General features: G+C 59.1%; 19 protein-coding genes. 14 read left to right on the top strand and 5 right to left on the bottom strand.

All coding sequences use genetic code 11. From position 1 onward, the window contains the following. Positions 1–62: 62 nt before the first annotated feature. The 10 genes from ACTIE1_RS06120 to ACTIE1_RS06075 all read left to right on the top strand — a co-directional run bounded on the left by ACTIE1_RS06120 (position 63) and on the right by ACTIE1_RS06075 (position 12,201). Positions 63–2,081: an FAD-dependent oxidoreductase gene (locus ACTIE1_RS06120; RefSeq protein WP_439563304.1), complete on the top strand. Its 2,019-nt coding sequence runs from the start codon at positions 63–65 to the stop codon at positions 2,079–2,081. A 145-nt stretch (positions 2,082–2,226) separates the two neighbouring features. Further along, positions 2,227–2,511, top strand: a complete 285-nt coding sequence (locus ACTIE1_RS06115) for a hypothetical protein (RefSeq protein WP_439561325.1) — start codon at positions 2,227–2,229, stop codon at positions 2,509–2,511. Between the two features lie 5 nt (positions 2,512–2,516). After that, positions 2,517–3,125 (top strand): glutathione S-transferase, encoded by a 609-nt coding sequence (locus tag ACTIE1_RS06110; protein ID WP_439561552.1) that lies wholly within the window; start codon positions 2,517–2,519, stop codon positions 3,123–3,125. Between the two features lie 255 nt (positions 3,126–3,380). Next, complete coding sequence (gene petA / locus ACTIE1_RS06105; RefSeq protein ID WP_439561326.1) at positions 3,381–3,944, top strand: ubiquinol-cytochrome c reductase iron-sulfur subunit; 564 nt, start codon at positions 3,381–3,383, stop codon at positions 3,942–3,944. Positions 3,945–3,958: 14 nt separating this feature from the next. Further along, positions 3,959–5,308: a cytochrome b gene (locus ACTIE1_RS06100; protein ID WP_439561327.1), complete on the top strand. Its 1,350-nt coding sequence runs from the start codon at positions 3,959–3,961 to the stop codon at positions 5,306–5,308. A 23-nt stretch (positions 5,309–5,331) separates the two neighbouring features. After that, positions 5,332–6,120: a cytochrome c1 gene (locus tag ACTIE1_RS06095; RefSeq protein WP_439561328.1), complete on the top strand. Its 789-nt coding sequence runs from the start codon at positions 5,332–5,334 to the stop codon at positions 6,118–6,120. A 123-nt stretch (positions 6,121–6,243) separates the two neighbouring features. Beyond that, positions 6,244–7,107 (top strand): DMT family transporter, encoded by an 864-nt coding sequence (locus ACTIE1_RS06090; protein WP_439561329.1) that lies wholly within the window; start codon positions 6,244–6,246, stop codon positions 7,105–7,107. 62 nt (positions 7,108–7,169) lie between these two features. Beyond that, positions 7,170–8,450 carry a phosphopyruvate hydratase gene (gene eno, locus ACTIE1_RS06085; protein ID WP_439561330.1) on the top strand — a complete coding sequence of 427 codons (1,281 nt, stop codon included), beginning with the start codon at positions 7,170–7,172 and terminating at the stop codon, positions 8,448–8,450. A gap of 187 nt (positions 8,451–8,637) precedes the next feature. Then, entirely contained in the window at positions 8,638–9,054 is a 417-nt protein-coding gene (locus ACTIE1_RS06080; protein ID WP_439561331.1) for a hypothetical protein, read from the top strand. Between the two features lie 516 nt (positions 9,055–9,570). After that, positions 9,571–12,201 carry a histidine kinase N-terminal 7TM domain-containing protein gene (locus tag ACTIE1_RS06075; protein ID WP_439563303.1) on the top strand — a complete coding sequence of 877 codons (2,631 nt, stop codon included), beginning with the start codon at positions 9,571–9,573 and terminating at the stop codon, positions 12,199–12,201. Positions 12,202–12,222: 21 nt separating this feature from the next. Here ACTIE1_RS06075 and ACTIE1_RS06070 read toward each other — a convergent pair whose 3' ends face one another. Further along, positions 12,223–13,866: a CTP synthase gene (locus tag ACTIE1_RS06070; RefSeq protein ID WP_439561333.1), complete on the bottom strand. Its 1,644-nt coding sequence runs from the start codon at positions 13,864–13,866 to the stop codon at positions 12,223–12,225. A gap of 166 nt (positions 13,867–14,032) precedes the next feature. Further along, on the bottom strand, positions 14,033–14,392 hold the full coding sequence (gene secG, locus ACTIE1_RS06065) for a preprotein translocase subunit SecG (protein ID WP_439561334.1): 360 nt from the start codon (positions 14,390–14,392) through the stop codon (positions 14,033–14,035). Positions 14,393–14,558: 166 nt separating this feature from the next. Between secG and ACTIE1_RS06060 the strand changes: the two genes are divergently transcribed. Together ACTIE1_RS06060 and ACTIE1_RS06055 are read left to right on the top strand one after the other, a co-directional pair. Further along, positions 14,559–15,851, top strand: coding sequence for an adenylosuccinate synthase (locus ACTIE1_RS06060; RefSeq protein WP_439561335.1), 1,293 nt, complete (start codon positions 14,559–14,561; stop codon positions 15,849–15,851). After that, positions 15,851–16,087: a DUF2842 domain-containing protein gene (locus tag ACTIE1_RS06055; RefSeq protein WP_439561336.1), complete on the top strand. Its 237-nt coding sequence runs from the start codon at positions 15,851–15,853 to the stop codon at positions 16,085–16,087. Before ACTIE1_RS06060 ends, ACTIE1_RS06055 begins: the two co-directional genes overlap by 1 nt. A 110-nt stretch (positions 16,088–16,197) precedes the next feature. Here ACTIE1_RS06055 and ACTIE1_RS06050 read toward each other — a convergent pair whose 3' ends face one another. Then, positions 16,198–18,531, bottom strand: a complete 2,334-nt coding sequence (locus ACTIE1_RS06050) for a hypothetical protein (RefSeq protein ID WP_439563302.1) — start codon at positions 18,529–18,531, stop codon at positions 16,198–16,200. Positions 18,532–18,669: 138 nt separating this feature from the next. Here ACTIE1_RS06050 and ACTIE1_RS06045 point away from each other — a divergent pair, with 138 nt between their 5' ends. Further along, complete coding sequence (locus tag ACTIE1_RS06045; RefSeq protein WP_439561338.1) at positions 18,670–19,344, top strand: thiamine diphosphokinase; 675 nt, start codon at positions 18,670–18,672, stop codon at positions 19,342–19,344. Positions 19,345–19,362: 18 nt separating this feature from the next. Here ACTIE1_RS06045 and ubiB read toward each other — a convergent pair whose 3' ends face one another. Beyond that, entirely contained in the window at positions 19,363–20,892 is a 1,530-nt protein-coding gene (gene ubiB, locus ACTIE1_RS06040) for a 2-polyprenylphenol 6-hydroxylase (RefSeq protein WP_439563301.1), read from the bottom strand. Positions 20,893–20,894: 2 nt separating this feature from the next. Further along, on the bottom strand, positions 20,895–21,647 hold the full coding sequence (gene ubiE / locus ACTIE1_RS06035) for a bifunctional demethylmenaquinone methyltransferase/2-methoxy-6-polyprenyl-1,4-benzoquinol methylase UbiE (protein ID WP_439561340.1): 753 nt from the start codon (positions 21,645–21,647) through the stop codon (positions 20,895–20,897). 104 nt (positions 21,648–21,751) lie between these two features. On the opposite strand from ubiE, the gene mutM reads away from it, so the two are divergent. Further along, positions 21,752–22,615, top strand: a complete 864-nt coding sequence (gene mutM, locus ACTIE1_RS06030; protein WP_439561341.1) for a bifunctional DNA-formamidopyrimidine glycosylase/DNA-(apurinic or apyrimidinic site) lyase — start codon at positions 21,752–21,754, stop codon at positions 22,613–22,615. Positions 22,616–22,672 lie beyond the last annotated feature (57 nt).

Below are 22,672 nucleotides of genomic sequence, written 5' to 3'. Positions count from 1 at the left end.
GCGTTCATGGTGACAGCGCGCGCCCTGCGCGGTTAACGTCCCCCAACCCTGAGGAGGTCCCCATGACGCACTACCCCCATATGTTTGCCCCCCTTGATCTGGGCTTTACCACCCTGAAAAACCGCGTGCTGATGGGGTCTATGCATACGGGGCTTGAAGAACGCGGCGACTGGAACCGCGTTGCGGAATATTACGCCATCCGTGCGCGGGGCGGCGTAGGGCTGATGGTCACCGGCGGCATGGCCCCCAGCCCCGAAGGGGGCGTCTTTCCCGGTGCGGCGGGGCTGTATACCGCGCAGGACATCGCCAATCACCGCATGGTCACAGACCGCGTGCATGATGCAGGTGGCAAGATCGCCATGCAGATTCTGCATGCAGGGCGCTATGCTTACGGGCCTGACTGCGTGGCCCCGTCGGCCATCAAATCCCCGATTTCACCGTTCAAGCCGCAGGAACTGGATGAGGACGGCATCGAAAAGCAGATCGCCGACATGGTGACTGCTGCGGTGCGCGCACGTGAAGCGGGCTATGACGGGGTCGAGGTGATGGGATCGGAAGGGTATTTCATCAACCAGTTTTTATGCGCGGCCACCAACCACCGCACCGACCGCTGGGGCGGCAGCTATGACAACCGTATGCGGCTGGCGGTTGAAATCATGCGCCGTGTGCGCGCGGCAGTGGGGCCGGATTTCATACTGATTTACCGGATATCGCTGATTGATCTGGTGCCGAACGGGCAAACATTTGACCAGGTGACGCGCCTTGCCCAAGCCGTCGAGGCCGCAGGCGCCACGATCCTGAACACCGGCATCGGCTGGCACGAAGCGCGCGTGCCCACAATCGCCACATCCGTGCCGCGTGCGGGCTGGGCGTGGGTCACGCGCAAGCTGATGGGCAAGGTGGGCATTCCGCTGGTCACATCGAACCGGATCAACACCCCCGATGTGGCCGAGCATCTGCTGGCAGGGGGCGCGGCCGATATGGTGTCCATGGCCCGCCCGTTTCTGGCCGACCCCGATTTCGTGGCCAAGGCCGCAGACGGGCGCGCAGACCAGATTGCACCCTGCATCGCGTGCAATCAGGCCTGTCTGGACCACACGTTTCAGGGCAAGGTGTCCAGCTGTCTGGTCAATCCGCGCGCCTGCCATGAAACCGAACTGACCTATGACCAGACCACCACAGCCCGCAACGTGGCGGTTGTGGGCGCGGGACCGGCGGGGTTGATGGCCGCACTCGTGGCCGCAGATCGCGGGCATACCGTGACCTTGTTCGAGGCCGACAAGCAGATCGGCGGGCAGTTGAACATGGCCCGCCAGATCCCCGGTAAGGAGGAATTCCACGGGCTGGTCGACTGGTTCACGACGCGCGTGGCGCAATCACACATCAAGCTGCGTCTGGACACACACGCCACCCCTGAATTGCTGGACGGGTTCGACGATGTGGTGATTGCAACAGGTGTCATCCCGCGCGATCCACAGATTGACGGGCAGGATGCGCCGCATGTGCTGCGCTATACCGATGTGCTGCGCGACAAGGCGCAGGTGGGCGCGCGCGCGGTCGTGGTGGGCGCGGGCGGTGTCGGGTTCGATGTCGCCGAATACCTGAGCCATGAAGGCGAAAGTGCGACCGGAAACCTTGCGTTGTGGCAGCGCGAATGGGGCGTGGGCGACCCGTCCGATACCCCCGGCGGACTGGCACCGGATGGCCCGCAACCCCTGCCGCCCACACGGTCGGTCACATTGGTGCAGCGCAAGGCAGCCAGACCCGGCAAGGGGCTGGGCAAAACCACGGGCTGGATACACCGCGCCAGTCTGGCGGCCAAAGGGGTGCGCATGCTGGGTGGCATGGAATACCGCCGGATCACAGCGGACGGGCTGGTGGTCCTGCGCGACGGGGTCGAAGAAACGCTGACCGCAGATACCGTAATCCTGTGCACAGGTCAGGAACCCCTGCGCATACTTGCCGATACGCTGATTGCAAAAGGACAGACCGTGCATGTGATCGGCGGCGCGGATGTCGCGGCCGAACTGGACGCGAAACGCGCCATCGATCAAGGCGCGCGACTGGCCGCAACGCTGTAAGACCGCGCGCCTATAGGGCCCAACCGCCGGACCCGCGCCCATATGGCGCGTTTGTGCCATTCCGGCAGTTTCGGCCTGTCGGCAAGGTGAATGGACAAACCCGCCGCGTCTGATACTCTGGCCCAAACGGATCAGGAGGCTCGTCTTGGCATTACCCCTTGCCCCCATCGCGGCTGTTGCCGTCAAATATGGCGCATTGGCCCTTGCCGGCTATGCCCTTGCGCGGCAGGTGCGTCCCGGCCATATCGCACAACCGCTTGAGGATGCGCTGGACGACGTGCCAGAAGGCATATGCTTGACCCGACCGCGCGACGCCGACCAGATTAACGGCACCGCACGGCTGCGCAGGACCATAAGGCTTGGCCATGGCGGACGCGGCGTTGAACTGGATGCAGCGTTTCTGGCGCGCGTAAAGCTGCGGTGGGTCTGATGGCCTTGACCCTGTATTACAGCCCCACATCCCCCTATGCCCGCAAGGTCATGGTGGTTGCCCATGAAGCAGGCATCGCGTCCACGCTGGATATCGTCACCGGATCCGGCACACCGCTGGACAACGGACAAGCGCCCGTAGCCCATAACCCGCTGGGCAAGGTGCCGACGCTGGCGCGCGACGACGGACCGGCGATTTATGACAGCCGCGTCATTTGCGCCTATCTGGACAGCATCGCGGACTCCGGGCTGTATCCGGACGGGGCGCGGCGCTGGGATGCCCTGACGCTGGAAGCTACGGCAGACGGCATTCTGGATGCGGCACTGGCCATGGTCTACGAATCCCGCCTGCGTCCGGAAGAAATACGCTTCGCCCCTTTTGTCGAGGGGCAATGGCTGAAAATCGCGCGCAGCCTTGATATGCTAGAAGGGCGCTGGATCAGCTATCTTGCCGGACCCATCTGTATCGGGCAAATCGCCACGGCTTGCGCCCTGTCCTATCTGGACCTGCGCCATAGTGCGCGCAACTGGCGCGATCAGCATGCGGAACTTGCGGCATGGCACCATAGTTTCGCACAACGTGACAGTATGGGTGCGACAGCGCCGCCCGCGTAAATTCCGCCACATCTGCGCTGAAGAATTGCGGCGCAGACCCGTCGCCTCTTGGGCGTTGCATTTACGGTTGCGCTCACAGTGTGGCTTCTGGACACGAATCCCTTGAAAAACCACCCACCTGCGACACCATTGCCCGCTTTCGCGGCTGGACGGGCTATGGATTCCCCGCTAAATAGCCAATTCATAGGGTTACGGTTTTGCCGTGGCCTGATGATTATTTGCAGCCCTCGTACCCATTGAAAAGGGAGAATGCTTGTGTCCCATGCTGATGACAACGAAAGCACCCGTAGGGATTTCATCTATTACGCCACTGCAGGTGCGGGCGTTGTAACAGTTGGCGCCGCTGTATGGCCACTGGTAAACCAGATGAACCCATCGGCTGACGTTCAGGCGCTATCATCGATTTTCGTCGATGTGGGCGGACTTGAACCCGGCGGCCAGATCACCGTCAACTTTCTGGGCAAGCCGGTCTTTATTCGCCGCCGCACCGAAACCGAGATCGAGGAAGGGCGCGCCGTCACACTGGACCAGCTGTCCATCGACCGCGCATCGCAAAACCCCAACAAGCCCGGAACCGACGCGCTGGACGAAAACCGCACCATGGACGAAGCCGGTGAATGGCTGGTCATGACAGGTGTGTGCACCCATCTGGGCTGTGTGCCGCTGGGCAATGGCGCAGGTGATTTCAACGGCTGGTTCTGCCCCTGCCACGGGTCGCATTATGACACGGCGGGCCGTATCCGCCGCGGTCCAGCCCCAGAAAACCTGCATATTCCGCCAGCGTCGTTCGTTGACGACACGACAATCCAGCTCGGCTAAGGGAGGAAACACCTATGTCCGGTATCCCACACGATCATTACGAGCCGACGACGAACGCTGAAAAATGGGTTCATCGCAGGCTGCCTATCGTCGGTCTGATCTATGATACAATCATGATCCCGACGCCCAAGAACCTGAACTGGATGTGGATCTGGGGCATCGTGCTGATGTTCTGTCTGATCCTGCAAATCGTCACAGGCATTGTTCTGGTGATGCATTACACGCCGCATGCAGACATGGCCTTCGCCAGTGTCGAGCATATCATGCGCAACGTGAATGGCGGCTATATGCTGCGCTATCTGCACCAGAACGGCGCGATGCTGTTCTTTGCGGCCGTATATATCCACATTTTCCGTGGCCTGTATTACGGCAGCTACAAGTCGCCCCGCGAAATCACATGGATTATCGGCATGTTGATTTACCTGCTGATGATGGCAACGGCGTTCATGGGTTATGTGCTGCCATGGGGTCAGATGTCGTTCTGGGGTGCAACCGTGATCACCGGCCTGTTCGGCGCCATTCCCGGCATTGGTGAAGCGCTGCAAACATGGCTGCTGGGCGGACCGGCGGTTGGCAATGCAACGCTGACGCGCTTCTTCTCGCTGCATTATCTGCTGCCTTTCGTTATTCTGGGGCTGTCGATCCTGCATATCTGGGCATTCCACACCACCGGCAATAACAACCCGACAGGTGTTGATGTGCGCCGCACATCCAAGGAAGAAGCCGCGAAAGACACCCTGCCCTTCTGGCCTTATTTCGTTATCAAGGACCTGTTCGCGCTAGTGCTGATTCTGGCCGGTTTCTGGGCCTTGGTCGGCTTCATGCCGGGCTATCTGGGCCACGCCGACAACTATATCGAGGCGAACCCGCTGGTCACGCCGTCGCATATTGTGCCGGAATGGTACTTCCTGCCCTTCTACGCAATCCTGCGCGCCTTCACATCTGATGTCTGGGTCGTTATGGCTGCGAACTGGTTGTCCTTTGGCATTATTGACGCGTCCTTCTTCGGGGTTCTGGCCATGTTTGCCGCAATCTTCGTGATGGCGCTGGTGCCTTGGCTGGACACATCGTCAGTGCGTTCCGGCCGTTACCGCCCCATGTTCAAATGGTGGTTCTGGCTGCTGGTGGTGGACTTCTTTGTCCTTATGTGGGCAGGGGCCATGCCAGCCGAGGGGATCTACACGACCATCGCGCTGATCGGCACCGCATACTGGTTCGCCTACTTCCTGGTCATCCTGCCCATCCTTGGCGTGATCGAGAAGCCCTTGCCGCAGCCTGAAACCATCGAGGCTGACTTCAAGGCCAGCCTGAAAAAGAAATCCGGCGGTTCCGGCCCCTCGCCCGAACAAATCCCGGCCGAGTGAGATCAGGAAACAGGAGAGATATGATGTTTAAGAAACTCGCTGCTTCCGCCCTCATGGCAGCTACTTTGGCAGCAACCCCAGCCTATTCGGCCGGGGGGCTGGGCGAAATCACGGATTACAGCTTTTCGTTTGAAGGGCCGTTTGGTGTCTATGACCGCAACCAGCTTCAGCGCGGGCTTCAGGTCTACACCGAAGTTTGCGCAAGCTGCCACGGTCTGGAATATGTTGCATTCCGCACCCTAAGTGACCGCAACGGGCCTGAACTGCCCCCCGAACAGATGCGCGCCTATGCCGAGATGTTCGAAGTCTGGGACCCCGAACTGCGGGACTGGCGCACAGCCGGCGGTCCGGACCATTTCCCCGAATCGCAGTTTGAAGGGGCGCCGGACCTTAGCCTGATGGCCAAGGCGCGTATCGGCTTTGAAGGGCCATATGGTCTGGGTCTGAACCAGCTGTTCCGCGGCTTGGGCGGGGCGGAATATATCGCGTCCTTCCTGATGGGCTACACCGGAGAGGAAGACTTTCAGGCGGGCGCATTGTTCTACTACAACAAGGCCTATGATGGCTGGGTGTCCATGAGTCCCGTATTGTTCGATGACATGATCGAATACGCGGACGGAACGCCCGCCACAGAAGAGCAGATGGCCAAGGATGTCGCCGCATTCCTGATGTGGACCGCTGAACCGAAACTGGTCGAACGCAAGCACGCCGGTTTCGTGGGTGTCATCTTCCTGTCGGTTCTGGCTGCGTTGCTGTATCTGACCAACAAACAACTTTGGGCACCCGTCAAGCGCGCCGCAAAGGAAGATTAAGTCTGAGCCAGACCTGTTCAAGACTGCAAAGCGCGCCAATACTGGCGCGCTTTTTCTTTTGCGCTTCCAAAATCACTGCGCGGGTTGTAGCCATAGCGCAAGTTCACATGTGAAAGACCCCCAATGACCGACAATCTGCGCGGCGCTGTTCTGATGTCCCTTGCCATGGCGGGTTTCGCGCTGGAAGACATGTTTATCAAACTGCTGGCCGACGCGCTGCCCGTTGGCCAGATTCTTGTCCTGCTGGGGTTTGGCGGTGCAGTGGCCTTTGGCGTCGTTGCCCATCGCAAGGGGCAACAAGTGCTCTCGCCCGCGCTGCTTACACCTGCGCTGTTGCTGCGCAATGCGGCCGAGCTGGTCGGCACAGTCGGTTTCGTTCTGTCATTCGTGCTGGCCAGTCTGGCCACAGCCTCGGCAATCCTGCAGGCAGCGCCCCTGTTTGTGACCCTTGGCGCGGTGCTGTTTCTGGGCGAAAAAGTGGGCTGGCGGCGCTGGACAGCCATTTCAATAGGGTTTGCAGGTGTCCTGCTGATTGTACGCCCGGGCATGGCAGGGTTTGAACCCGCATCCTTGTTCGCTGTCATCGGCGTAATCGGGCTGGCGGGGCGCGATCTGGCAACGCGGGTCATCCCGAATGCGGTCTCCAGCTATCAGATTTCATCCTGGGCATTTGCCATGCTGGTCCCCGCCGGAATATTCCTGATGCTTGCCATGGACCATGCCGTTATCATCCCCTCTCTGGCGCAAATCCTGACACTGGCGGCGGCACTGGGGGTAGGTGTGCTGGCCTATTATTCGCTTGTCGCGTCCATGCGCGTGGGCGAATTGTCCTTTGTCACGCCTTTTCGATACACGCGCATGCTGTTTGCGCTGATCGTGGCCATTCTGGTATTCGGCGAACGCCCCGACGGGCTGACATTGATTGGCGCTGCGGTGATCGTGGCTGCAGGGCTGTTCACACTGTGGCGGGAAACGAAAGTGACCTAGAACTTGTCATACTCTGCCGCTATACGGAAACAGAAGCGTTACTCAGCGAATAGGGGCAGAACATGAGCACGATTATCGACATCATTGGCCGCGAGATACTGGACAGCCGTGGCAACCCCACGGTCGAGGTGGACGTGATTCTGGAAGATGGCACCATGGGCCGCGCCGCGGTGCCGTCGGGCGCATCAACAGGCGCGCATGAAGCCGTGGAACGGCGTGACGGCGACAAATCGCGCTATCTGGGCAAGGGCGTTCTGGACGCCGTGGCCGCCGTGAATGGCGAGCTGGCCGAGGCGCTGGTGGGCTTTGACGCGACCGAACAAGTGGCCATCGACGCCGCCATGCTGGAATTGGACGGCACCCCCAACAAGGCACGACTGGGCGCGAATGCCATTCTGGGCGTGTCACTTGCTGTGGCCAAGGCGGCTGCGGACTATACCGGCCAGCCGCTGTTTCGCTATGTTGGCGGGACATCCGCGCGCACATTGCCGGTGCCCATGATGAATATCATCAACGGAGGTGAACATGCAGACAACCCGATTGATATTCAGGAATTCATGATCATGCCCGTTTCCGCGACGAATATTCGCGAAGCCGTGCGCATGGGGGCCGAGGTGTTCCACACCCTGAAGAAGGAACTCTCGGCTGCGGGCCTGTCAACTGGCATCGGCGATGAGGGCGGTTTTGCACCGAACCTGTCCAGCACCCGCGACGCGCTGGATTTCATCCTGAAATCGATCGAGAAGGCAGGCTACAAGCCCGGAGAAGATATCTGCCTTGCGCTGGATTGCGCCGCGACAGAATATTTCAAGGGCGGCAAATATGAAATGGCAGGCGAAGGCAAATCCCTGACACCGGCGGAAAATGTCGACTATCTGGCGGCACTGGTGGCCGACTACCCGATCATCAGCATCGAAGACGGCTGTTCCGAGGATGACTGGGACGGATGGAAACTGCTGACCGACAAGCTGGGCGGGACAGTGCAACTGGTGGGGGACGATCTGTTTGTCACCAACCCCGTGCGTCTGGCCGAAGGCATTGAAAAAGGTTGCGGAAATTCCTTGCTGGTCAAGGTCAACCAGATCGGCACCCTGACTGAAACACTGGCAGCCGTCGACATGGCACACCGCGCACGCATGACATGCGTGATGTCGCACCGTTCGGGCGAAACAGAAGACGCGACCATCGCTGATCTGGCGGTCGCCACGAATTGCGGGCAAATCAAGACCGGCTCGCTGGCGCGCTCCGACCGGCTGGCAAAGTATAACCAGTTGATCCGGATCGAGGAAATGCTGGGCGAAACCGCCATTTATGCAGGCCGCAGCATTCTGCGCCGGGCTTGAAAAACCATACAGATCAGGCCCGTTATACGCGCGGGCCTGATCTGCAATAAGCCGGAAGAATACCGGATAAGAGCGGTCCGGGTTAACCATATTTCAATGTTTTTCGTTTTTTAACAATACATTAGGAATCTTGCTCTATGATAGAAATCCTGAAGTCTGTTCGGGAACTTGATATCTGGAGTGTGTCATGCCAGTTCTGCCAACCATGCCCGCAAATGGTCCGATCGCACCGGGGCACCGCGAGCCATTGGGCCAGTTAATGCAGCCACACCCGTCTCGTGGTGTTGCAGCCACCGGAACAAACATAACGACCACAGCCGTCCAGCAAGGGCAGGCTGCAATGAAAGCCGACATGTCTGCGCTGCGCCCTGTTCTGCACGCGCAGGACAAACGCCACCGCCTTGTCGGACCGCCCCCATCATTCGAGGTGAACGTCATACAGCACCTTCGCGAAAGTCTGGCCGAACCACCTGCGCAAGACACCATTTCGCGTGACGGCGCCCCCGTGCCAACGCAGGGCATGCAGGATGCCTATGGTGTCCTTTCTGCGCAAACGCCGCCCACCGGACAGGATACGGAAACACACATCGACATCAGCGTCTAAAGTAACCGCTTTGATAGGGCGGGATACCCTAAAACCGTGATGGGTGTGCAGGTGATTTCAGCAACAGCAAGCAGGTTTTCCGGATCGAGAATGCGCCCAACAATCGGTGAACGCGTTTCGGTCCTTCGACCGAATACAGTAGCGGCTTAGAGCATGTTGCTCAAAAGTGGGAACCGGTTTTGAGCTTCTCGGACATGCGAAACCAATAAATTAGAGCATGTCGCGTGAATACGAATGAAACTGACATGCTCTAATCCCGCAGCACGGGTCGCGCACGCACGCGCCGCACTTTTCACAAAAAGCAATAGATTCCGCCAGCTTCGCGCAAAACCGAACAAACGCAGTATCTGGGTAGACAGGATACCTGCCAGTGCCTTGCAGTGAACAAGGGGAAGGCAGCTTTGCAACTTGCAAAGTTTTGCCGCTGAACGTAGTGTTTCGCGAACAGATCAGCGCGGATTATTGTATGCTTTCATTCGGTTGCTTGGCACACCCCTTGGGGCAGTGGATTGCCCCATGATGGCGTGTGCCGCATCCGCAGTAATTGATACATCTATTGTTATCATTATTGTGATCTTTCTTGGCACATTGGTCATGACCTATCAGGTTGCCAGGCAATCGCATTTTTCCGGGCAACGGTTTTGCATTTTCGCGCATCTGGCAATGCTGGGCTGGCTGGCATCAGCTATTCTGGAAATGTCTGCGACCACCAAAGACTGCAAGGTCATGTTTGCGCTTATGGCGTGGCCCTTCATTGCCGCGCTGCCGACTGTCTGGGCGTTCTTCCTGCACGCCTATGCGTTCGGGCGCGATAGGAAACTGACGGGGCGGGACTGGGCCGCCTTGATCGGCGGGCCGCTGGTGATAACCCTGATCGCGTTCACCAATCCATGGCATGGGCTGCTATATGGACCACAGACCACCATGCTGCAGATTGATGGCCGTTTGTCGGTGCAATATGAACATGGTCCGTTCTTTTACCTTGCAGCGGGATATTTGTATCTGTTTTTGGGCGCGGCAATCGGGGTTGGTATTTCGGGAATGTGGTTTGCCAACCCTGCATATCGCGGCCATTTCGGTGTATTGATTGCGATAACCGCCTTTCCGATTGCCGGAAACCTTGCCTATGTCTTTGGCCGTGTCACGATACTCGGGTTTGACCCTACGCCATTCATGTTTGCGCTGGTGCTGTTTCTGTTCACCTGGATGATGACCATCACACGACCGTTCGAGTTGTCGACAATCGGCAGGGACCTGTTGTTTTTCACAACGCGTGATCCAGCGATCATGATCGACACAAGCGGGCGCGTCATGACAACGAACACAGCCGCCCGCAGAATATTCGCGCAGGCGAACATAGCGTTGCAGCACGGCCAGCCCCTGCCCGCGCAAACGCCGATTACCCCTTTGCTGCGCAGCGTTGTCGCAGACGCCCCGCCGCCACAGCCAACGCGACTGGCACTTATGGGGCGCACCTATGCGGCACAGATTCTGGCCGTAAACCGCCCGCTTGCCCGAAAGGCGCCGCCTATGGGGTGGCTGCTTTCGCTGACGGATATCAGCGATGTCCTGACATTGAAGGATGAATTGCGCAGTGAACGGCACTTTCTGGCGAGAGTGCTGGAAACCGACCTGTCCGGAATGCTGGCCTTCGGTCATGACGGGCGTATCGTATTCGCAAATGCAGAAGCAGAACGCCTGCTGGGTGTTGGTCCGGGGCAATGCATCAACCGGCGGTATGACGACGAAAGCTGGGGCATAAGGGCACTCGACGGCAGCAACATACCCGAGGATGAATTGCCCATCGCACAGATTCTGCGCATGAACACATCATTGCGGGATGTGCGTCTGTCAATTCGCCGCCCCGACGGCGAAAGGCGCGCGATATCGCTGAACGCCACCCCCTTGCATATTGCCGGAAATGCAGCGCGTGTCGTTTGCTCGATCGTGGACATTACCGACCAACTGGCAACTGAATCTGCGTTGCGCGATGCGGTCACGCGTGCGCAGGCAGCGAATGCGGCAAAATCCGCCTTTCTGGCGAATATGAGTCATGAAATACGCACGCCCCTGACCGGTGTTCTGGGCATGGCGGACCTGTTGGCCGAAACGGAACTGACCGCAGGCCAGAAACCGATGATCGACACTATTCGCCTCTCGGGGTGGAGTTTGCTGTCCCTTATCAATGACATACTTGATCTTGCGCGCGTTGAGGCAGGCAAGTTGACACTGGATCAACGCCCCTTTTCGTTGAATACATTCATGCAGCAACTGAATGCCCTGCATATTGCGTCAGCGCGCGCGAAGGATCTTGAATTTAGCGTATCATTTCAGGACGGCGATGGACTGCCGCGCATGGGCGATATCACCCGCGTTATGCAAATCATGCAAAACCTGATCGGCAATGCCATAAAATTCACCGAACGCGGCAGCGTCAAAGTCCATGTTGATGCGACCGATCCGGAATTCGTGGAATTCAGCGTAAGCGATACCGGCATTGGCATGACACAAGAACAATCCATCCGCGTCTTTCAGGAGTTTGAACAAGCGGAGTCCGGCACCTCGCGCCGGTTTGGGGGAACAGGACTTGGGCTTGCGATTGTCCAGCGGCTGGTGGACATGATGGATGGCGCCATCTCGGTAAAATCGGTCATAGATGAAGGCACGGAAATCACCTTTCGGCTGCACTTGCCCGTTTTTCGCGAAACCATTGCCCCGCGCGCGCAGGTGGCCCTGCCGGATCAGGAAACGGAAACCACGAATGTCAGTCTGGCGGGACGCAGGGTTCTGGTCGCCGATGATACCGCGACCAACCGGATGGTCATGCAGATCATGCTGCAACAGCTTGGCATAGAGGCTGCGTTCGCGGAAAACGGGCTACAAGCATGCGAGCTGTGGCGCGCGCAACAGTTTGACCTGATTATACTGGATATTTCCATGCCCGTAATGGATGGTATGGACGCCCTGAAAACCATTCTGCAGGAAGCCAGCAAGACCGGCCGCACGCCACCGCGTATTATCGCGGCAACCGCAAATGTCATGAAGGAACAAACCGACACCTACCTTGACGCCGGCTTCACCCAGGTTCTGCCCAAACCCATAAACAAACAAAAACTGGCCAAGGCGTTGCGCGCGGCGCTAGGTTAAGACGGGTTTATGCAGCCGCCCCTAGACCAGCCGCGACACGTCAACCGCCGCGCGCACGAAATCGGCAAAGAGCGGATGCGGCTCGAATGGTTTTGATTTCAACTCCGGATGGAACTGAACCCCAATAAACCAAGGATGGCCTTCGTGCTCCACAATTTCCGGCAACTTTCCATCAGGTGACAGGCCCGAGAATGTCAGGCCAACCCCCTCCAGCGCCGCGCGGAATTGCGTATCCACCTCATAGCGGTGGCGGTGGCGTTCCTCAATGCGGGTTGCGCCATAGATTCGGGCCACATTCGACCCCTCTTTCAGATGTGCGGTATAGGCCCCCAACCGCATGGTGCCACCCTTGTCATCGCCCAGCTTGCGTTCAACCTTGTGGTTGCCCTGAACCCATTCCTTCAGGTGATAGACAACCGGGGTAAACCGCTTCTTGCCAGCCTCGAAGTCGAATTCTTCAGACCCTGCATCAGGAATATCTGCCAGATTACGCGCGGCCTCGATACAGGCCATCTGCATACCCAGACAAATGCCGAAATAGGGAATCTTCTTTTCGCGCGCATAGGTCGCGGCGCGAATCTTCCCCTCGGTCCCGCGTTCACCGAACCCGCCGGGCACCAGAATAGCATGGAAGCGTTCCAGCGCGGGGCCTGGGTCCTTGCTGTCGAACACCTCGGCGTCGATCCATTCGACCTGAACCTTCACGCGGTTGGCAATGCCACCATGAATCAACGCTTCCTTGATGGATTTATACGCATCTTCCAACTGCACATATTTTCCGACAATGGCGATTCGGACTTCGCCCTCGGGGTTTTGCAGGCGGTCCATCACATCTTCCCAACGGTCCAGATTGGGGCGTGGTGCGGGCGTTATGCCGAACGCATCCAGAACCGCCTGATCCAGGCCCGCACGGTGATAGGCCAGCGGCGCTTCATAAATGGATGTCAGATCATAGGCAGGGATAACCGATTCAGGCCGCACATTGCAAAACAGGGCAATCTTCTGACGCTCTTTTTCGGGGATGGGCTGCTCGGAACGGCAGACAAGCACATCAGGCGCAATCCCGATGGATTGCAATTCCTTGACGGAATGCTGTGTCGGTTTGGTTTTCAACTCCCCGCTGGCTGTCAGATACGGCAACAAGGTCAGATGCATGAAAATGCACTGCCCGCGCGGGCGCTCATGGCTGAATTGTCGAATAGCCTCGAAAAATGGCAGCCCTTCGATGTCGCCTACCGTGCCACCAATCTCGCACAGCATGAAATCAACCTCATCCTCGCCCACGGCAAGGAAGTCCTTAATCTCATTGGTGACGTGGGGAATAACCTGAATCGTCTTGCCAAGATAATCGCCACGGCGTTCCTTTTCCAGCACATTGGAATAGATCCGCCCGGATGACACCGAATCAGTGCGGCGCGCAGCCACCCCCGTGAAGCGTTCATAATGGCCAAGGTCCAGATCGGTTTCCGCACCGTCATCGGTCACGAACACCTCGCCATGTTCAAACGGGGACATCGTGCCAGGATCGACATTCAGATAGGGGTCCAGTTTGCGCAACCGCACGGTAAACCCGCGCGCCTGCAACAAAGCGCCCAGCGCAGCCGATGCCAGCCCTTTTCCAAGGCTGGAAACAACACCGCCTGTTACGAAAATATAACGTGCCATGGTCGAAACGACCCCCCGTGATCATGTATTTCGGTGGATGCGGGGCGCGTTCAAAAACCCCTGTATCACGGGGTTCAAGCAATAGCTTAAATTGCCCGCCACCACAAGCCAGCCGCTAGATAAGGGCACAGAAAAAATGCGCCCCGCAATAAATTGTGGTTTTGCGTCAGTCTGCGGCCGGCGGTGCCAGCGTGTCATCTGCAGCGGGTGGCGGCAGCAAGCTGTCGGTTGCGGGCAATGTTGGCGCGCTGGAACTGGCCGGTGTCGGAACGCCCAGACGGTCCAGCACAGACACGCTTGCGGATTGTTGCGCCGCGATCACAGTCAGTGTCAGCGATGTTGCGATGAATGCAATCGCCAGACCCCATGTCAGCTTTGCCATTGCTGTCAGCGGCGGACGGCCTGCCTGCGGGCTGCCATCACCACCACCAATTCCCAAACCGCCCCCTTCGGAGCGCTGCACCAGCACGACACCGATCAGCGTCAGCGCCAGTAAAAGATGGACAATCAGCACGACATTTTGCATCAGGAACAACCCGCTTTTTCTGTTCCCGCCTACTTAGGCGCTTGGGGCATTGCCCGCAACCCCTGTTTCCCGCACGACACAGCGCGCAGGCATGTTATTTCGGGTTTTACAGCGCGCGGCGAAGCGTTAAGACAGGCGGCGGTTTGCAAGTCAAAGGGGACCATTCATGGCCAATGTCGTGGTAGTCGGCGCCCAATGGGGTGACGAAGGTAAAGGCAAGATCGTCGACTGGCTGTCGGAACGTGCCGATGTGGTGGCGCGGTTTCAGGGCGGCCATAATGCCGGACACACGCTGGTTGTTGATGGCAAGGTCTACAAATTGCATGCGCTGCCTTCGGGCGTGGTGCGCGGCGGCAAATTGTCGGTCATTGGCAATGGTGTCGTTCTGGACCCCTGGCACCTGCTTCAGGAAATTGAAACGATCCGCGCGCAAGGCGTGGACATCAGCCCCGATACGCTGATGATTGCCGAAAACACCCCGCTGATTTTGCCGTTCCATGGGGAATTGGACCGCGCACGCGAAGCGGCCGTAGGTGTTGCCAAGATTGGCACAACAGGGCGCGGCATTGGCCCGGCCTATGAAGACAAGGTTGGCCGCCGCGCCATTCGTGTCGCCGATCTGGCCGATGCGGAAACACTCGAACGTCGCGTGGACCGCGCGCTGGCCCATCACGATGCATTGCGCCGCGGGCTGGGAATTGACCCCATTGACCGCGATGCGCTGATCGCGCAGCTTCAGGCCATCGCGCCCGCAATTCTGGAATTCGCAGCACCCGTCTGGAAGGTGCTGAACGACAAGCGCAAGGCCGGCAAGCGTATCTTGTTCGAAGGGGCGCAAGGCGCGCTGCTGGATATCGATTTCGGCACTTACCCGTTTGTGACATCCTCCAATGTTATTGCGGGGCAAGCTGCGACTGGCGTGGGCATCGGGCCGGGCGCGATTGATTTCGTGCTGGGCATTGTCAAAGCATATACCACCCGCGTCGGCGAAGGCCCCTTCCCGACCGAGTTAGAGGATGCCGACGGCCAGCGTCTGGGCGAGCGGGGCCGTGAATTCGGCACGACAACGGGCCGCAAACGGCGCTGCGGCTGGTTCGATGCCTGCCTGCTGCGCCAGACCTGTGCAACCAGTGGTGTCAACGGTATCGCACTGACCAAACTGGATGTGCTGGACGGGTTCGAGGTGCTGAAAATCTGTGTCGGCTATGAACTGGACGGCAAGCGTCTGGATTACCTGCCCACCGCCGCCGAGGCACAGGCGCGCTGCGTGCCCGTCTATGAAGAAATGCCCGGCTGGAGTGAGTCCACCGAAGGTGCGCGCCGCTGGGCGGACCTGCCTGCCAATGCCATCAAATACGTTCGTCGCGTAGAGGAGTTGATTGATTGCCCGGTCGCGCTACTTTCAACCTCACCTGAACGCGATGACACAATCCTAGTAACAGACCCGTTTGCAGACTGATGGCCTTATCCTGGAAAGCAAGACGACGCTGGGCGCTTTTTGCGCTGGTGGTGGCGCTGCCGCTGTATATCGTCGTGACCGTCAATGTGATTGAATTGTTCGACCGCCCGCCCTTCCTGCTGGAACTGGCGATATATGTCGCGCTGGGTATTGTCTGGGCATTCCCGTTGAAACGCATATTCAAAGGGGTGGGTCAGGCCGATCCGGATGCCCCCCCCGATACCCCCAAGGAGTAGCGCAGCAGATTGTGCGTCATCCCGATTGCGTTACCTGTCTGCGCCTGCGCCAAATACCAAAGGCCCCGAATATCAATTCGGGGCCTTTGGTATTTTTGCAAGGTGCGAATTCAGCTTGTCGCGTATTTGCGGGCCGGTTCGTCATATTCGGAACTGGGCGACAGGCGGAACATGCCTGTTTCCGCGCGCTCCAACCGCTCTTCGCGCAGGATGGTTCCGAAACCGCGCAACATATCTTCGCGGGTAACGGTTTTGCCGTCATTATAGGCCAGCACATATTTGATAAGGTCTGTGCGCGAAAATTCTGCCTGCCCTTGTATATGCGTGATATAGGCTGCTGCGGCCTCGATCTGCTCATCCAGCAGCCATGCGTCCACATCATCCGCAAATTTCTTGAATGTCGCGATTGTTTCCGGCGTTGCCGTTTTCAATGGTGCCGAAGGGGCCTGCGCATCCAGTGACACACCGACACGCCGCGGGCGAACACGTTGCGCAGGAACTTCAGGCTCAACGCGTTGCTCTGATACCAGAACCAGCGGCGCACGCTCTGTCGTGCCACGTTCTGCACGGCGGTTCCCGATTGCGGCAGGGCGGCGGGGGCGTGGGCGTGCATCAGCTTTCGGCATGTCGGCTGCGGGTTCGGCCGCAGGTTGTGTGTTGTCGGTCTGGGCCGCTGGGGTCAAATCACGCGCTTGCTGCGTCTCTTGGGGCTTGGGCGCGGACACAATCGCAGGTTCTGGTGCTGCAACCTCCGCCGGTGCGGTTTGCGCAGCGCTGTCAGCCGCATCCGCACCCTGCGCGCCTGTTGCGGCAGCGCGCTTGCCTGCCGTCCGCGACAGCGCCAGATCATGCGGGTCGGGCATGCCGATATCCTCGCGGTACCTGTCGATTTCGCGCGCCTCGGCAATATCGCGACGGCGCGGGCCTGTCGCTTCTTCTTCTGCGCGTGTTGCCGTGACAGCAAGGCTCAGATGCTCGAACGCTTCGCGACGGCGGCGGGAATCAACTTCGTTCAACTGGCTTTGCGCCTTCTCCATCAAACGATCGGCAGTATTTTCGGTGTTTTCCGCCAGCGCGTTCTGACGGGTTTTCATGAAATTGGGATGCTTGAGAACGACATCTTGTTCAATCTCGGCCAGTTCTTGCACCAGCCCTTGTTCCTCCGCGCTGGCAAGCCCGGTATCGCCCAGAACATTGCGGATTTGCGCGCGCAACTGGTCTATCGACACACGTTCCTGTTCTGCTTGGGCGTGCTGGTTCAGCGCCTGCTGCAACTCGGTGTCGAAATCATCATCGGCGTATTCGGCAAAACTGTCATGTGCAGGCGCAGGTTCTGCGGGATCATCCGAACCGTCCGCATCAGAGAATACATTTTCACTTGCTGCGGATGATGTGCCGGCGTCGTCGAAATCATCTTCGTCAAGTTCATCAAATGTATCTTCTTCATCTTCCGCGCCAGATGCGTCCTCGTCCTCGTCCAGAAACTCGTCAAATGCGTCTTCTTCGGGTTTCGCGGCAGGCGCAGGTTCCTGTGGGAAATCATCTTCGTCGAACATGCCCGTATCTTCGGCAAATTCGGGTGATTCCATATGATCGCGTTGCGAGGTTTGCGGACGCATATCGTCAAAAGCATCCAGATCCGAATCGTCGAAATCGAATTCCGAGGACATCAGCCGTGCGGCGTCGTTAAGGTCCTTCTCGGCGGCGCTTTCGGCAGGTTCTTCCAGCGGTTGCACAGGGCTGTCCACTGGCATTTCCTGTGTCGGCAACTGCGCGGGTTCATCGGTATCTTCGTCGTCATTCTGCTGGGCCAGAAACGCGCGGATATTATCGGCACCGGCGTCCTGCGTCAGGGGCTGCTGGGCATCAACGGGGTCAGCGACCTGCGCAGTATCTTGCGACCGGGATTGCCCTTCGGCCAGCGCGACGGCCGCGCGAATTCGCGCCAGCTTCGCGCTGATATCCGATGTATCGGCATTGGGTTCCGATACAGATGTGTTCGTTGTAACGGGTGCAGGCGCGGCGGCCGGGGCGGCGGGCGCAGCGGGTGTCGGGGTCGCAGCGGGCGTCGGTGTCGGGGCCGCTTTCGGCGACACATCCGCCGTCAGCGAACTTAAGGCAACATTGGCTGGCATAGCCGTGGCGGCAGCGGCAAATCCCATACCCAAAGGGGCAGCAGGGGTCTGCTGTGCCTCGGGGCGCAGGACGATCCCGTTATCCTGCACGCGCGACTCAACGCGGCGCTGGATTTCACGCTCCGCGATCCGGTGCAGCATTTCCGCGTCCGGGGTTGGTGGTTCAGCCCCGAAATAACGATCATCCGCAGCCAGATCGCGAAAATACTCCGCAATCGCCTTCATCGTCCCGAAAGGTTCGTCAAAACCTTCCAGTGTGCACGAGAAGGTGCCATAGGAAACTGTTAAAATTCTGTTCGGGCCTACCATAACGACGCTCGCTTTTTACCTTACACACTGGCAAACTCGCGTATCACATGAGCGATTACATGGTCGGACTAGGGTAATTTGGTGATCGGAATATGGCCAATTCCCGCAAGTCCGCCATAATTAAGGTAGGTTAACAAAGTGGCTGCCCTTGTCCATTCCCAACATGGTGTAACGCTGGTCGGGGGGGCCGGTTTTGCACCCGATGATCTGGAACTTGCCTTATCCCTGGCGCCCTGTCTGGTGGCCGCAGACGGCGGGGCCAACGGGTTGGCAGATGCGGGCCATTTTCCGCAGGCCATCATCGGTGATATTGATTCGCTGCGCGATGACCTGCACCACCGGATGCAGGCGCGAATTCACCGGATCGAGGAGCAGGACAGCACCGATTTCGACAAATGCCTGACCAGTATTGATGCGCCATTCATTCTGGCACTTGGCTTCGCAGGGGCGCGGCTGGATCATACGCTTGCGTCAATGTCGTCGCTGGTGCGGTTCGGGTCTTCGCGGGTGATGCTGGTGGCGGAATATGACATATGTTTTGTCGCGCCGCCCTGTTTGGAACTGGACACAGACGAAGGGCAGCGCGTTTCCCTGTTTCCAATGGGGTATTGCGCAGGCCGGTCAACCGGTTTGCACTGGCCCATCGACGGGCTGGACTTCGCGCCATACGGGGTTATCGGCACATCGAACATGGCGGTGTCAACGCGGATCACGCTGGAATTTGATGCCCCCCGCATGCTGGTTATGCTGCCGCAAACCCAGTTGCGCGCGACACTTGCGGCGCTGACCACCAGCCCTGACTGGTCCCACTGACTGGCCGGATTGGCGGGGCTACAGCAACGCCCCCAATGCCACACCGACCCCGACCAGCCCCGCGCCCAAGGCGGTCCATATAAACGGGTTTGGCCCGCGCGCCGGTTGTGGGGGCTTGTCGCCATTGGCCTGCGCGATCAACGCATCCTCGACCAGACGCGGCAGGCGCGGGCCGAAACGCGACAGAATTTTTGCCGTCAGGATCAGGTCACGCGCAACTGCCTGCGGCCCGATATGGCCGCGGATATATTCCTCGACCACAGGTTTTGCGACATGCCACATGTTGATTTCAGGGTTCAGCGACCGCGCGACCCCTTCCACAACAACCATGGTGCGTTGCAGCAAAATCAGTTCAGTGCGGGTTTCCATGCCAAACCGTTCGGTCACGTCGAACAGATAGGCCAGCAGACGCGCCATGGAAATATGCTGCGCATCCATTCCGAAAATCGGTTCGCCCACCGACCGTAGCGCCCGCGCGAATTCATCAATATCGCGATCGGCAGGGACATAGCCCGCCTCGAAATGCACTTCGGCGACGCGGCGGTAATCCTTGCGGATGAACCCGAACAGGATTTCCGCATAGGCGCGGCGGGTATAGGGATCAATGCGCCCCATGATACCGAAATCCAGCGCGATAATCTCGCCCGTGGCGGTCACCTTCAGGTTGCCCTGATGCATGTCCCCGTGGAAAAAACCGTCCCGCAAGGCATGGCGCAAGAACAGGCTAAGGATACGCACACCCAGTTCACGCCGGTCCAGCCCCAGCGCGTCCAGCGCGGCATTATCGCCCAGCGGCACACCTTCGGCCCAGTCCAGTGTCATCACCCTGCGCGATGAATAGGCCCAGACGGGCTTGGGGACGCTGAAGCCCGCATCATCTGCGGTATTGGCCCCGAATTCCGCCGCCGAGGCCGCTTCCAGCCTAAGGTCCAGTTCGCCCTCGACCACAGTTTCAAAATGCGCAATCACATCCAGCGGACGCAAACGCCGCGTGGATGGCAGCAGCCGTTCAATCATGCCCGCGGCAAAGTAGAACGCATCAATATCGGTGCGGAACGCGCGTTCGACCCCCGGACGCAACACCTTGACGGCGACCTTTGCGCCGGTGCCGACCAGACGCGCGGAATGCACCTGCGCAATGGACGCGGCAGCCACAGGTTCGGACAGATCGGTAAAGATCGACTCGACCGGCGCTTCCAGATCCTCTGCAATGACCTGCATGGCCTGCGCGCGCGGGAAGGGGGGCAGCTTGTCTTGCAAGTAGCGCAGCTGCTCGGCCAGATCGGGGCCGACAACATCGGGGCGCGTGGCCAGCGTCTGGCCAAACTTGATATAGGCAGGGCCAAGTGCCGTCAGGGCACGCACAAGGGGCGGCAGGTCCGGATCGCCCTTCAGGCCCAGAAACCGGAACGGCCAGCCCATAATGCGTGCGGCAAGGCGCAAACGCGGGGGCGCGTTCATCGCCTCCAGCACCACATGCATGGCCCCGGTCCGTTCAAACGTGGCCCCCGTGCGCACAAGGCGCCAGAAATTATGTGGCCCGCGCATGACTAAATTTTCCAGCCGGAATGCAGGGCAGCAATGCCCATGGACAGATTGCGATATTTCACCTGCTCAAACCCCGCATCACGGATCATGGCGGCAAACCGGTCCTGATCGGGGAATTTGCGGATTGATTCGACCAGATACTGATAACTGTCGCGATCATTCGCCACGATCTGGCCCATAACGGGGATCACATTGAACGAATACAGATCATACAGCTTTTGCAACCCGTCGACCGGAAGCTGGCTGAATTCCAGCACCATCAACCGCCCGCCGGGGCGCAGGACGCGGTAAGCCTCGCGCAGCGCATCCTCAATGCGGGTGACATTGCGAATACCGAAGCTGATTGTGTAGGTGTCAAAACTGTTGTCGGGAAAGGGCAAGGCCATCGCATCGCCCACGGTCCAGTCCAGCGCATGCGACAGGTTTTCGGCCTCGGCGCGTTTTTGCCCCTCCAACAACATGGATTCGGTCAGGTCCAGCACGGTCGCACGCGCACTGTCGCCTGCACGCCCCACAAAACGAAAGGCAACGTCGCCGGTGCCACCCGCCACATCCAGAAGGCGCTGGCCGGGACGCGGGGCCAGCCAGTCCATCATCGCGTCCTTCCAGACACGGTGAATGCCCATCGACATAAGGTCGTTCATCACGTCATATTTCGACGCCACGCGCGTAAATACACCATGCACCATGCCGGCTTTCTGGTCCTCGTCCACGGTCTGGAACCCGAAATGCGTGGTCTTGTCGTCCTGCGTCATCCGATCTGCCCTTTGACTGCCCCTTGTGGGGGAACTGCTACACTCCTTATAGGGGATTGCAGGGGCGTGACAATGCGACCCTGCGACCAGCTCAGGGGGGACCAATGCCCGAATTGCCCGAAGTGGAAACCGTGCGCCGCGGCCTGTTGCCCGCCATGGAAGGCGTGCGCCTTGCCCGCGCGGAGTTGCGCCGCGATGGCCTGCGCTGGCCTTTCCCGCCGGATATGGGCGCAAGGCTGGACGGCGCGCGAATTGTCGCACTGCGGCGGCGGTCAAAATACCTGCTGCTGGACACGGACCGCGACGACACATTGATCATTCATCTGGGCATGTCGGGGCGCATGGTCGTGTCAGGGCTGCGCGGCCCCCATGCACCGGGGCAATTCCATTTCGACCACCCTGCCGTCGAGAAGCATGACCATGTCATATTTCATATGGAAAACGGCGCGCGCATCACATTCAATGATCCGCGCCGCTTCGGGGCAATGGACATTTGCACCACCAGCACATTGGCGCAGCACAAACTGATCGCTGGCCTTGGCCCTGAACCATTGGGCAATGATTTCAGCGCGCCCTATCTGGCAAGCCGCCTGAAGGGGCGCAAAATGCCGGTCAAAGCCGCGCTGCTGGACCAGCGCATCATTGCGGGGCTGGGCAATATCTATGTGTGCGAAGCGCTGTTCCGCGCGGGCATCAGCCCGACACGCGCGGCGGGGCGTATCGGCCCCGTGCGCATCGAATCACTGACCGACGCGATTCGGCAGACCCTGCATGATGCGATTGATGCGGGCGGTTCATCGCTGCGCGACTACCGGCAGGCTGATGGCGAACTGGGGTATTTCCAGCATGCGTTTCGTGTCTATGGCCGCGAAGATGCGCCCTGTATGACACCGGACTGCAAGGGAAATATCCGCCGGATCGTGCAGTCGGGGCGGTCCAGCTTCTATTGCGCGCAGTGTCAAAGATGACTTGAACCCCTATGCCAAGCTGTTATGCCAAGATGCTGATTGCAACAAACAAGGTGC

This window comes from Roseinatronobacter sp. (assembly GCF_051859525.1).
Classification (GTDB): Bacteria; Pseudomonadota; Alphaproteobacteria; order Rhodobacterales; family Rhodobacteraceae; genus Roseinatronobacter.
This window is presented reverse-complemented; position numbering and strand designations above follow the sequence as displayed.

Bases quoted from the DNA above. Each gene is read 5' to 3' on its own strand.
- ACTIE1_RS06120 (WP_439563304.1), top strand. From the start codon at position 63: ATGACGCACTACCCCCATATGTTTGCCCCCCTTGATCTGGGCTTTACC.
- ACTIE1_RS06100 (WP_439561327.1), top strand. From the start codon at position 3,959: ATGTCCGGTATCCCACACGATCATTACGAGCCGACGACGAACGCTGAA.
- ACTIE1_RS06095 (WP_439561328.1), top strand. From the start codon at position 5,332: ATGTTTAAGAAACTCGCTGCTTCCGCCCTCATGGCAGCTACTTTGGCA.
- ACTIE1_RS06090 (WP_439561329.1), top strand. From the start codon at position 6,244: ATGACCGACAATCTGCGCGGCGCTGTTCTGATGTCCCTTGCCATGGCG.
- eno (WP_439561330.1), top strand. From the start codon at position 7,170: ATGAGCACGATTATCGACATCATTGGCCGCGAGATACTGGACAGCCGT.
- ACTIE1_RS06080 (WP_439561331.1), top strand. From the start codon at position 8,638: ATGCCAGTTCTGCCAACCATGCCCGCAAATGGTCCGATCGCACCGGGG.
- ACTIE1_RS06075 (WP_439563303.1), top strand. From the start codon at position 9,571: ATGATGGCGTGTGCCGCATCCGCAGTAATTGATACATCTATTGTTATC.
- ACTIE1_RS06070 (WP_439561333.1), bottom strand. From the start codon at position 13,866: ATGGCACGTTATATTTTCGTAACAGGCGGTGTTGTTTCCAGCCTTGGA.
- secG (WP_439561334.1), bottom strand. From the start codon at position 14,392: ATGCAAAATGTCGTGCTGATTGTCCATCTTTTACTGGCGCTGACGCTG.
- ACTIE1_RS06060 (WP_439561335.1), top strand. From the start codon at position 14,559: ATGGCCAATGTCGTGGTAGTCGGCGCCCAATGGGGTGACGAAGGTAAA.
- ACTIE1_RS06055 (WP_439561336.1), top strand. From the start codon at position 15,851: ATGGCCTTATCCTGGAAAGCAAGACGACGCTGGGCGCTTTTTGCGCTG.
- ACTIE1_RS06050 (WP_439563302.1), bottom strand. From the start codon at position 18,531: ATGGTAGGCCCGAACAGAATTTTAACAGTTTCCTATGGCACCTTCTCG.
- ubiB (WP_439563301.1), bottom strand. From the start codon at position 20,892: ATGCGCGGGCCACATAATTTCTGGCGCCTTGTGCGCACGGGGGCCACG.
- ubiE (WP_439561340.1), bottom strand. From the start codon at position 21,647: ATGACGCAGGACGACAAGACCACGCATTTCGGGTTCCAGACCGTGGAC.
- mutM (WP_439561341.1), top strand. From the start codon at position 21,752: ATGCCCGAATTGCCCGAAGTGGAAACCGTGCGCCGCGGCCTGTTGCCC.